Annotated in this window: 8 protein-coding genes; 4 read left to right on the forward strand and 4 right to left on the reverse strand. The window is 37.0% G+C overall.

Going from position 1 to position 12415, the window contains the following annotated elements:
• Positions 1-4573, reverse strand: a 4573-nt coding sequence (locus tag ACFIKN_RS00005) for a pertactin-like passenger domain-containing protein (RefSeq protein WP_375657715.1), incomplete at its 3' end; no start/stop codon positions are given.
• Between the two features lie 572 nt (positions 4574-5145).
• Between ACFIKN_RS00005 and ACFIKN_RS00010 the strand changes: the two genes are divergently transcribed.
• The gene (locus ACFIKN_RS00010; RefSeq protein ID WP_273791063.1) at positions 5146-6435 is read left to right on the forward strand and encodes an MFS transporter; all 1290 of its coding nucleotides are present in this window, start codon (positions 5146-5148) and stop codon (positions 6433-6435) included.
• On the opposite strand, the gene ACFIKN_RS00015 is transcribed toward ACFIKN_RS00010, so the two are convergent.
• The 3 genes from ACFIKN_RS00015 to ACFIKN_RS00025 are packed head-to-tail and all read right to left on the reverse strand — an operon-like array spanning position 6432 to position 7310.
• Complete coding sequence (locus ACFIKN_RS00015; RefSeq protein WP_273791119.1) at positions 6432-6695, reverse strand: hypothetical protein; 264 nt, start codon at positions 6693-6695, stop codon at positions 6432-6434. The genes ACFIKN_RS00010 and ACFIKN_RS00015 overlap by 4 nt on opposite strands.
• The gene (locus ACFIKN_RS00020) at positions 6685-6864 is read right to left on the reverse strand and encodes a hypothetical protein (protein ID WP_375630745.1); all 180 of its coding nucleotides are present in this window, start codon (positions 6862-6864) and stop codon (positions 6685-6687) included. The genes ACFIKN_RS00015 and ACFIKN_RS00020 overlap by 11 nt, the downstream gene beginning before the upstream one ends.
• Positions 6864-7310 carry a DNA polymerase III subunit chi gene (locus tag ACFIKN_RS00025; RefSeq protein WP_375654387.1) on the reverse strand — a complete coding sequence of 149 codons (447 nt, stop codon included), beginning with the start codon at positions 7308-7310 and terminating at the stop codon, positions 6864-6866. Before ACFIKN_RS00025 ends, ACFIKN_RS00020 begins: the two co-directional genes overlap by 1 nt.
• A 398-nt stretch (positions 7311-7708) precedes the next feature.
• On the opposite strand from ACFIKN_RS00025, the gene lptF reads away from it, so the two are divergent.
• The 3 genes from lptF to ACFIKN_RS00040 are packed head-to-tail and all read left to right on the forward strand — an operon-like array spanning position 7709 to position 12348.
• On the forward strand, positions 7709-8899 hold the full coding sequence (gene lptF, locus ACFIKN_RS00030) for an LPS export ABC transporter permease LptF (protein ID WP_273791066.1): 1191 nt from the start codon (positions 7709-7711) through the stop codon (positions 8897-8899).
• Positions 8896-9987 (forward strand): LPS export ABC transporter permease LptG, encoded by a 1092-nt coding sequence (gene lptG, locus ACFIKN_RS00035; protein ID WP_375612925.1) that lies wholly within the window; start codon positions 8896-8898, stop codon positions 9985-9987. Before lptF ends, lptG begins: the two co-directional genes overlap by 4 nt.
• A complete protein-coding gene (locus tag ACFIKN_RS00040) occupies positions 9988-12348 on the forward strand; it encodes an LPS-assembly protein LptD (protein ID WP_375657716.1) in 2361 nt (786 codons plus the stop codon).
• Positions 12349-12415: the final 67 nt, after the last annotated feature.

Consider the following 12415-nt stretch of genomic DNA (forward strand, 5'->3'; position numbering starts at 1 on the left):
CACTCAATTGTGGAGAAGGCTGTTCTTTATGAACTGGACGCACAATCATCTGATCGGCTAAAGAGTGAGAAGATTCTGAAATAGCAGTTTGTTGCTCTTCAGCAGAAAGAGGATGAGAACTCGCTGGACCTGAGACTTCAATAACGTGACTTCCAAGAGAGGAAACAGTTGGAGAAACAAAAGCTGGAGATCTTTGACTCAAGTTTTGGCGGTTTTTTCTTCGACGTGGCAATTTAATAGCATGCTCTTGTGATGCTGCAATCGTTGAAAGAGAAGAAACTGATTGATTTTGATTTAAATGCCGCACAGATCTGCTTCTACTACGTGGTAAACTGTTGAGAAATGAAACATTATCAATAAATACTGCAGATAAATACCAAACTTTTTCACCCCCATCCTCATCAATTCTCTGTTTTAAACCATACGTATAGGTTCCGCCATCAATAGTTTTAACATTTGCACCAGAAAAGCTTCTCAGGGTAAAATGTGCGCCACCACTTTGATCAAAAATTAAATCAAGTCCTGCTGAAGAAGGATCAACAATTTCAATACCAGAATCTACGACACTTATTGTATGAAAACCACTCCCATTCTCAATAAAGAGGTAATCACCTTTTTCTTCTGCAAGGCTAACATTAAAGTTAAAATGTAGACTCCCTGCTAGATTATCAATGTAAAGCTGAGAGTAATATAAATCATCTTCAAAAGAGGTAAAAATGACTTTTCCTACACCGCTTAACTGCTGAATGCGTGTACTTTTGTCGTCAAACCCACGAGCAACGGAGTATAATTGAGCGTCTTCTCCATTTAATTCAATGTTTTCTACTATAGTTTGTTGACCATCGTCTCCAGCATCAAGATGGAGCCCACCAAAATCCTGAACTTTTATTTCTCCTCCTAATATTGCACCAGGAGAAATCCATGAATTAGCATTACCTTCAATCGTTAGATTCTTTACAATTCCACCTGCATAGACTTCTTGAACACCACCAGTGCGTAAAATGACTGTATTTGCTTCACCTCCTGCTAAAACACGCTGCACACCCTCTGAAAAGATTTCAGCATTTACAGCTAAACCGCCGGCTTTTTCTGCAAAGTTATCATCATTAGGAAACCACTTAGCAAGAGTTTGTACTCCTCCACTCATCACTTTTGTTCCCACAGCCATCCCATCATCATATACATTCTGCTGTCCCGGCGTATCACCTTGACCATAAAGTGTCGTGTTATAAGCACTGCTCCCCACAATTCCACCATTTACATAACCATTTCCGAAAACAAGCTGCTCCCCACCATAAATTTCAACTCTCAATGCAGAGCCTCCCCCCTCCACTTTTTGTTTTCCACCCTCGTAAATAATCGTAGATTCTGAGACCCCCTGTTCCCCTACAATCTCAGTACCACCATTTTCAATGGTTGTATTTTTACTGAAACCACCAGCTTCAACATAAAGTCTTCCTGATCCCTGAATTGTATTATTAATAGACTTCTTAAGAACACCTTGCTCTCCATCATCAAAGACATAAACTACGTTATCATCACCGAGCAAAGAGCTTTGTAGAATTCCTCCTCCTTCCCCAATGCTGTAATGAATTACATCAGAGATACTAAAATCTTTTGACGATGTCATATTTTCTTCTTTTTCAGGAAGCTTATCTATAGGCGACTCCACATGAGGTGAAGGAATTACAGGAGCAGAAGTTATTTGTGATGTAGCCAAAGACCAAGTCTTTCCCCCATTATCATCTTTTGTCTTTAAGCCATACATGTAGGCTCCACCATCAATCGTACTCGTCTCTTCACCAGAAAAATCTGTCAGAGTAAAATGCGCATTTCCGCTTTGAACATGAATTAAATCAAGCTCCAAAACTAAATTCTGATCTTGTAGAGAAGAATTGGTCATTTCAACACCAGAATCGATAACACTTATGGTGTGATTACCTGATCCTTGTTTTATCAGAAGATAATCACCGCGCTGTTCTGCAAAATTAGTATGCAACCTAAAATGTAAACTCCCTGAAAGATCATTGATCTCAAGTTTGGAGTAATGTGGATTAAACACGGTAGAAGTAAAAATAACACTGCCATTACCACTCAAACTTTCAATCAAAGAACTTTCACCATCCATCTTGGAAGCAATCGCATACAATTTTGTATCTCTGCCATTTAAGACAATTTTTTCTACTTCAGTACGAGATCGCTCAGCACCAGCATAAAGATAAATCCGTCCAGAATCATGAATCATAGTGCTTCCTTCTAATGTTGCACCAAAATGTAACCACGATTGTGCTTGATCTCTAATTATTAAATCCTTTACATAGCCTCCTAAATCTATTGCTTGGAAAGCATTCCCTTGTAAAAGAACGCCAATCGCGATTCCCCCCGCTAAAATGTGTTGCTCTCCACCAGAAAAGACCTTCGTATCAAAGGCAAAACTGCTATAATCGTTTAGATCCTCTTCTCCATAAAGATTTTGTATCCCTCCTTCCATGATCTGTGTGTTAAAAACCTCTCCATCATCATACACATTCTGATATCCTCGCACTCCATTCTCACCAGAAACGATAGTGTCATAGGCACTGCTTCTTACCATCGCACCTTTGATATCAGACTTTCCTGAAACAAACTGCTCACCACCGTAAATTTTAACCCCTTCAGCTTTTCCCCCATCTTCAACCTTTTGTTGCCCACCTTTATGAACAATAGTATCCTGTGAAAGACCCTGTGTTTTAATAAGCTCAGTGCCACCTCTTTGAATTGTCGTATACAAGCTAAAACCACCGCTATAAACGGAAAGCTTTCCACCATCTTTAACTGTATTACTAATTGAAGTTTCTCCATTGCTATCAACTTCCTTGCTACTCGTGTCAAAGCTAGGATCTGCAATAGAAACAGTTGTTCCTTGATCAATTGTGAGTTCTGTAAGTAAATCACTTGATGAACCAGTATATGGTTTCAATACACTATCAAAAACTTGAGAAGTTGTCTCATCAATGGTGTGGTTTGCATCTAAGTACCAAACTTTACCAGTACCCTTATTGTTTCTATGTTTCAAACTGTACCGATAGGTTCCGGCATCAACAGTTCCGATTTTTTCACCAAAAGTGTTTGTCAGAGTAAAATGGGCATTTCCGCTGCGATCAGTAATTAATTTAAGCTTTTTGTAAGAAGAATTTGTAATTTCACGCCCAGAATCAGCCACACTTATTGTGTGAGAACCAGAGCCCCTTTTTTTAATCACAAGATAATCACTAAGCTGCTTGGCAAAATTGACATTAAAATCGAAATGTAAAGAACCTGAAAGATCATCAATATTAAGTTGAGAATAGAGCTTATTCGTCCCTAAAGACGTAAAAATAACTCTGCCATTTCCTTTTAAATTCTTAACATTAATCTCAGGTTTTTTGCCGTTATCTTCAGACGCAATAATGTATAGTTTGCTATCTTCTCCATTTAAATTAAGATTTTCTACTTCCGTAACAGCTTCACCATTCCCAGCATAAAGATAAAGACTACCAAAATCATGAACATTTGTATTTTCACCTAATATCGCACCAGCAAAACCCCATGACCTTGCTTGATGATTAATAGTTAGATTATCCGCATATCCAGAATCATATATATTCTGAATAGCTCTATCGTATAAAGTAACTTCACTCGCATTCCCTCCTGCAAAGATATTCTGCATACCATTTTTAAAAAGTTCGCTACTCAGTGCAAAAGCCCCCTCATTAATTGTAAAATCTTCATCTTCTGTATCGGCTGTATCAGCATCTTCTGAAAAGCCGTTATGAAAATTCTCTTCACCATCAAGATTCTGGACACCGCCTCTCATAATCTTTGTGTCAACAGCCATCCCCCCACTATAGATACTTTGTAGTCCTAGTATTCCATCTTCAGCATAAATTTCGGTGTTATAAGCACTACTTGCCTTATCTTTACGCAACAAACCAGATCCAAGACTTCCCTTACCAAAAATAATCTGCTCGCCACCATAAATTTTAGTACCTTCTGCATTTGCACCACTCTCAACAATTTGTTTACCCCCTTTTTTAACAGCGGCATATTCTGAAATGCTCAAGTTTTGGACAAACTCAATCCCACCATGCTCAATTGTCGTATCCCTGCTAACACTTGCTGCATCAATGTAAAGTTTTCCACCCTCCTGAACCGTATTATTGATAGAATATCCAGCGTCTTCATAATTAAAGCTATTTACTTTTTTACCAGAGTCCTCAGAATCACGGTCAGTAATATAAACGGCAATATCATCATAAATTATTGAATTTGTGAGTACTTCAAAGAATAGGTTTTCTAATCTCTTCCTCCCCTCTTCTGAAGGATTACTTCCTTCTGCTCTCTGTTTATTCTCTATCCTTTTTGATCCCCCCTTTTTTTCTTTTAATCCCCTTACTTCCGATAACAACTTTCTTGTCTCTTCTAGATGTTCACTGATACTTACTGGTGTTAATAACTTTTCTCTTGGTGTAGCTACTCCATCTGCACTCGCAATCTTGACAAAAAAACCACTGGTCATTAATGCATAAAAACTTAATTTCATTTTGCGGTGCATTATTCACACTCCATAATTTCAAATTTAAATTCCCCCATTTAGAAAAAAGTGCATAGACAAAAACAACACAACGTAATTGCTCAACCTCATGTCTTTTAAGATAGCAAAGCATACGATGGATTAAGCTCTGATAGACGAAATATACACCTTGTGTTTTAAAATGCATACACAACTAAAAGATTTAATTTATTTTAGATACACTTTAAAAGTGTTGCAATTGCATCCATAAAAAATATTTTTAATATTTTGAGACACTAAATACTGATCTACGAATAAGATTGATCCCTTAATAGATAAAAATGGCATTAAACTTTAAAGGAAACAGCAATGTGAATGAGAGCTGCGTTTATAGCCACCTATTGCCATCTTCTACAGCATTTAAAGCAGCGTCTTTATTTTATTCATTTTGGATAATATCTAGAGCACTTATTCATACTCATCAGTCCATAATCATTGTTCTAATATATAACGAAGTGTCATAATATTGACTCGACACTGATTTGAAATTTCTATACTTATAGTCAGTTAACTCGTTATTTGATTTGTCATATACTGAAAGGGACATTCTATTCATGTCTATAAACTCAGAAATGAAAGCTACAAGCAACAGAAACTCCCCTCGTCGAATTTTATTTGCAAGCCTTATTGGACCAACAATTGAATTCTTCGATTTCTATGTCTTTGGCACTGCCGCAGCTCTTATATTTCCTCATGTGTTTTTTCCAACACAAAATGATCAGACTGCCATTTTACAATCTTTCCTCATATTTGGAGCAGCCTTTTTTGCCCGCCCTTTTGGATCAGTTGTTTTTGGACATTTTGGGGATAAAATTGGAAGAAAAGCAACACTTATTGCTTCTCTTCTCACAATGGGTCTTTCAACAGTCATTATTGGTTTTCTTCCTACTTATGAAATAGCAGGGTGGTTTGCCCCTTTCCTCTTAACCTTGTGCCGTATTGGACAGGGAATGGGATTAGGAGGAGAATGGGGAGGCGCTGTTTTACTCGCAACAGAAAATGCCCCTCCAGAAAAGCGCGGCTGGTATGCGATGTTCCCCCAATTAGGCGTTTCAATAGGTTTGTTTTTATCTATTGCTGTTTATTTAGCTCTGTTGCATTTCCTTGATCGTGCGGAACTTTTAGCTTGGGGATGGCGTATTCCTTTTATTGCTTCAGTTGTTTTTATGATTATAGGATTATGGGTCCGTCTTTCAATTAATGAAACTGTTCAATTCAAAAAAACTCTTGAAAGTAAAGAACATGTCAAAGTTCCTATCATAGATGTCTTTTTAAAATGTCCACGAATCCTATTTCTTGGAGTATTTTCTGGTATGGCAACTTTTGTTTTGTTTTACTTGGTTACTACATATTTGTTAAGCTATTCAACAAACCATCTGCAATTGCCATTTCATCAAGCTCTTCAAATCGAAATTGTCGGTGCTATTTTTTGTGGGATTTTTACTGTCATCACTGGAAAACTCGCTGACCGTATTAGACGTAGAACTTTGATGATTTGGATTACAATCATCACCGGTATTTATTCTTTCGCAATTCCTTATTTCTTAAATTCTGGAGTTATAGGAGTCCTTGCAATGTCTGTTATTGGTTTGTCTCTCATGGGAATGATATACAGTCCTCTTGGTGCTGTTTTGGCTTCACCATACCCAACAGCAATCCGATATACCGGTTCTTCTATCACTTTCAATTTATCTGCTATCATAGGAGCTTCTCTCGCGCCTTATATTGCAGAATATCTGGTGCAACATTTCGATACATCTTATATCGGTTATTATTTGCTTCTTGCTTCTTTTATTTCACTGATTTGCTTCGTCGGATTTACAGATGATGAAATATCCAACTAAAATATAATAACGAAGAATAAAATAAGGACTGGCGGCAAAAATGCTGCCAGTTTTGTTTTTAAAGACAGGGGTTGAGGTATTTTCCACCACAATATTCCCGCAAACAATGCACTCAAAAAGAAAAATAAAAAATCTGCAATATTACTCATATAAGCAACAGCAAACATTTTTGATAAGATATGCGTTGTCCCCAACCACGACACGCAAAAGAAGGACAACATCACAGCCCATAAAATAAGCAAAATTCGATCAATAATCATCATCATGGCGTTTCGTTTTTTTAATTATAGGCCATATCTTTAGCATGCCTAAAAGAAAAATCACAATAAAAACCCAACGCCCTCCCCCTGAACCTTCCGTAATAAAAAGTGCTGGATTTACTATTCCCAGCAATCCTATAAAAATCAGAGCAATAGATACGAGACGCATTAAACCTGTTTTTCCCAGCGACGATCTTCAGTCTGTTGCCAATACGTTAAATTATGATTTTCCATTTTATATTTTTTCCACTGTGCACGAACGAGATTCAACTGCTCTTCACTTCTACCATCAAATATCACGACAAGCCGTTGATAAGCATCAATATCCGAACAAACAGCTCCCTCTATGAGAAAACGAACCTTTGAATCATTCGGATTTTCTTGTCCTGTCGTCAGAAATACAGGCTGAAAGTTTGAATATTGATCACACTCCGTTCCATGTCCAATAAATGATTCATCAGCATAAACCCATAAATGTATATCTATAGAATCGCGTTGTTCTTTACTCACACATTGTATTGTTACTTTACCAAAACGAGCCAATGCACGCTCCACAAGCGTCGGCAAAATATCCTTCAGCGTTGACTTCGTCAAATGATAGAATAAAATATCCAATCTCTTAAGCCTTCATCATTCTTTATAAAAAAGCTAACATCTTTTTAAAAAAAACTTCTATATCTCTAATACAAAGGAAACGGTTCAAGATATAAACCCTCTTTTTTAATGGAGATGCATCATCTTTTTGCACGTGTCTTTAAAAGACAATAATTTTTATTTTCAACGTTAATAAAAAAGTTTTTTAAGTTATTTTCTAGATTCTTTGTAGACTATAGTTGAAAATAAAATATAATGTACGGAAAATTTAAAGAGGACCTCATAGGCAATTTGATATTATTTATTTGGTAAAAATATCCAATTCATGAAAGGATATTTTTTCAAACTTTATTACATTTTAACCGAAAGCAGTAAAAATATTTGCTATCGAATTAAAGACTGAGGATTTTCCCCAATTTATGCGTATTATTGAGTTCTACATCCTGAAACGTGTCCTTGTTTTGTTTAGTTCTGTCATGATTGCAGCAGTGGGCGTTAGTTGGACTATACAAATTCTTGCACGGATAAACTTTCTCACAACAAGTAAACAAACACTCCTCACAGTCTTACAATTTTCACTTTCATTGGTTCCTTCTGTTATTTTTCTTGTCATTCCATTTGCATTAGTGATCGCAGTTACAACCATCCTCTCAGCAATGCATCAAGACTCAGAATTTGCTGTCATCAATGCCTCTGGTTTTCCTAAAAGTACTGTTTGGAAACCTATCCTTCTTCTTGCTATTGTTGCATCCTGTATCTCCTTTTCTATAGCTAATTTTGTTGTTCCTCAAGCGCGTCTTCATATGCGACAAATGCTAGCAAGCGCTCATTTTGATCTTATTAATCTATTCATTAGTGAAGGGAGCTTTCAAAAACTCGCCAATAACCTTTACATAGAAATTGGCGAACGAAATCCAAACGGAACACTTGAACGCCTTTTCATTGCCGACCAGCGTGATCCTAAGACTGATCTTTTTTATTATGCAACAGACGCATCCATTGTGAGCAATAAAAACGGCAGTTTTCTGGTTCTCAATAACGGTGAAATAGAAAGAGTCAATCATCAAAATAACAGTGTTTCAATCGTGCAATTTAGCTCATATACTTTTAGCCTAGGAGAGTTTATCCCCAGTGATAAAACACCTACTCTTTATCCAAAAGATCGGTCTCTTTCTTATTTACAAAACCCTGACCCAAAAGATCCCTACTATCAACGAAAACCACTCCAATATAAAGCTGAATTTCACCGTAGATTAACACAATGGCTCTACCCTATTGTTTTTTCACTTATTGCATTAGCAGCGGCAGGAGATGTACGCTCCCATCGACAAGCTCGTCATTCCGCAAATCTCTCGGCAATTGCCCTTTCTTTTCTGGTGTATTGGATAGGATATTTTTTCGCAGAAAAATCAAAAAGCGATCTTGCATACGTTCCTCTCCTTTATATTATACCCATAGGAACAAGTGCATTTGTCTTTTTTATGCTTTTAACGAATCATAAAATTGGGCTTCCCACAAAAGTTAATGAGATACTTCAAATCGCTTTTCAAAAAATAATGAACAAATTTGAACAGCGAAAATCTCAAGATTCCTCGGATAAAATATCATGATTGGGTGGACACTTGGACGATATTTTTTTATACGGTATCTTAAAATAACTTGTTATTTCTGGGGAAGCATTTTTGTTCTTGCTCTTTTAATCGATTTCACAGAGAATTCCGGTAGGCTATCTTCCCTTCCGCATTATACAGCAAAAGATGCATTTTTCCTCTCTGCTTTACGCATCCCTTTTATCATGCAACAACTTATCCCTTTCATTGCACTCTTTTCTGCAATGGCAACGCTTATCTCGCTCAACAAAAAACTTGAACTTGTAGTGACTCGTTCAATCGGTGTTTCTGCATGGCAATTTCTTATGCCAGCTTGTTTTGGAGCTTTTCTTTTGGGATTATTTTCAATTCTTCTCATTAATCCACTTGCTGCATGGGGATTTTCTCAAGCAGAAAAAAAGATGACTGAATGGCGCAATCACAATGTACTAACACCTCTTCACAATACAAGTATCCACTGGTTAACACAACGTACAAATTTAGGCAGAACAACCATTGGCGCCAAATCTATCACCGATCAAGGACTTTCTCTTCTCGATGCAACCTTTGTACAATACAATGACAACGCAACCGTCAAAAATTGGATTAACGCCCCAAAAGCAACCTTGACTAATGGATTTTGGCTATTAACAAATGGAACAATCTATAAAATAGGGCATCCTCCTGAAAAATTTACCGTGTTGCAAATAAAAACCAATCTAAAACCTGAATTTTTAACGGAACGTTTAGTGAATCCCGCAACTATTCCATTTTACCAATTGCCAAAAAAAATTATGATTGCACGTTCATTTGGCTATTCTGCTAATAATTTTGATATGTATTTTCAATCTTTGATTGCATTACCGGCATTGCTTGTGGCAATGACCCTCATTGCAGCAACTGTATCTTTAAATTTTACACGTTTTGGGCAATCTAGAATGTTGATTCTTGGTGGCGTAATAGCTGGGTTTATGCTTTATGTTATTTCCGTACTTGTTCAAGCTTTTGGTAATGCTGGATATATTCCACCAATTATTGCAGCTTGGACACCCGTTGTTATTGCGTTATTCTTAGGAATCTCTTTTTTACTTCATAAAGAGGATGGCTAAGTGAAAGCATTAACACTTAAAAAAACTATTTTAACAAAATTAAGTGCTCTCGCTTTTAAAAGTGTTATAGGGGTTATTTTAGGAAGTGCTTTGTCTTATTGTGCGCACGCTCAAAGCCTTCTATCTCCTTCTCAAAGTCGCATTCAAAATCCGGAACCTCCTCTTTTGCTCTCTGCGGATGAACTCATCTACAATCGTGATGAAAACACTGTTTCTGCACACGGTAATGTTCAAATCGAATATGATGGCAATAAAGTTGTCGCTCAAAAAATTATTTACAATCAAAAAACAGGACGGCTTATAGCACAAGGGAACGTTGAAATTACTCAAAAGGATGGTAATAAAATTTATTCCAACCAAATTGATATGACCAAAGATCTTGGCGAGGGTTTTGTAAACGCCTTACGTATTGATACAGCCAACAATGTTCACTTTTCAGCCCAAAATGCTACACGCAAACACAACCACATAACAGTCTTTGAAAATGCAACCTATACAGCCTGTGAACCTTGCTCTTATAAACCAGATCGAGACGTCCTATGGAAAATTAAAGCAAGAAAGATTATATGGAATAATAGCATCAAAAAAATTCGGTTTGAAAATAGCAGTTTTGAAGTTTTTGGTGTACCGATTATAAAATTTCCAAATTTTGAGATCTATGATCCAACTGTTAGGCGTGCTAGCGGTCTGCTTACTCCTCATTTTTTTTATACTGATTATCTCGGTATGGGGATAAAGAATTCTTATTTCTGGAATCTCGCCCCCCATTATGATTTTACCCTTTCTTCTACGGTTTATACCCAACAAGGGCTTTTAACCGAAGGGGAATGGCGTCAGCGTTTAAAAACGGGACGTTATAACATTCGCTTTGCTCATATATATCAAATGAAACCGCATAGATTTGATAATGATACGATTGATGCCCAACATAAAAACCGTTATATGCTGGCGACAAAGGGGGATTTTCGTATTAATTCACACTGGACTTATGGATGGGATATTCTTGCACAATCAGATCGGCATTTTAGTCGTGCCTATAAACTTGAAAACTATAACAATCCTACACAACTTTCTCAGATCTATCTGAATGGTCTTGCAGGAAAAAATTATTTTGATATGCGTTTTTATCATTTTAAAGTTCAAGATTCAATATTGAATGATCCTCATTATGAACGTCACTCTCGGCAAGCGTGGGTCTTACCACGCATCGATTATTTTTTCACACCAGATGAACCCATTTATAATGGAGAGCTTACCTTCCATAGTAATATGCAATCAGTTTATCGTCGCCATGCTGACTTCAGTTCACCCGACCAGAACGGAAACCCTCTCAACACAGTAAAACTTTCTGGTATGGCTGGAAATAGTTTGCGTTTAACAAACGAGCTTCAGTGGAAAAAGCGCTTCAACACGCACAACGGACTCATCTTAACCCCTCTTCTCTCTCTACGAGCTGATATCATTACAACCAATGCAAGAGAAAATCACACAGATTCTATAGAAAACAATGCCTTATCCGCAATTCATGGTTCAGAAATTCGTGGCATGGCAACAGCAGGGTTGGAACTACGCTATCCCTTCCTCATTACAGCTGATCATTCTACACATATTATAGAACCAACTGCACAAATTTTTATACGCAATAATGAACAATATATTGGACAAATTCCTAATGAAGATGCTCAAAGCTTTGTCTTTGATGCCACCACTCTCTTTCAACGAGACAAATTTTCTGGTTATGATCGTGTAGAAGGCGGTACAAGAGCCAATATAGGTATAAGATATTCTGGAAGCCTTAATGATAATTGGTCTCTTTATGGTCTCATTGGACAATCCTTTCATCTAGCAGGAAAGAATTCTTTTGCAGAAAAGGACTTTATCAATGTCGGTACTCATTCTAGCTTAGAGGCAAAACGTTCAGACTATGTTGCAATGTTTGGTACAACCCATAAAAGTGGTTTTTCCTTAGAAACGCGTGGACGCTTTGACAAAAAAACAGGAAAAATCCGCCGTAGTGAAATCGAAGCATCACAAAAATGGCAAAATTTTTGGGCAGCTCTACAATATGCCTATATCGCAAAGCAACCAGATTATGAATATTCTCAAGAGCGCCAAGAAATTTCTTTTCAAACAGGACTTAAATTGGCAGATTATTGGTCCATTAATAGCAACGCCGGTTATGATTTAGTATCTGGTACATTTATAAAGCGAGGAATTAGCTTGAGTTATATGGATGAATGTTTCGGGTTAACATTCGGTTATCAACAGGTAACGAATCCAGGCAGGAAAGCACCCTTGCAAAACTTTAATTTCTCTCTTTCATTGCGTACGATTGCAGATATCGGAAAAAAGATAGATTAATTTATAAAGGGAATGTATCAGTCATTTAACTTATCATTGTTTTTATGAAAGAAAGCGTGTATTTTAA

Origin of the sequence: Bartonella sp. CL436QHHD (assembly GCF_042195105.1) — a bacterium.
GTDB lineage: Bacteria > Pseudomonadota > Alphaproteobacteria > Rhizobiales > Rhizobiaceae > Bartonella.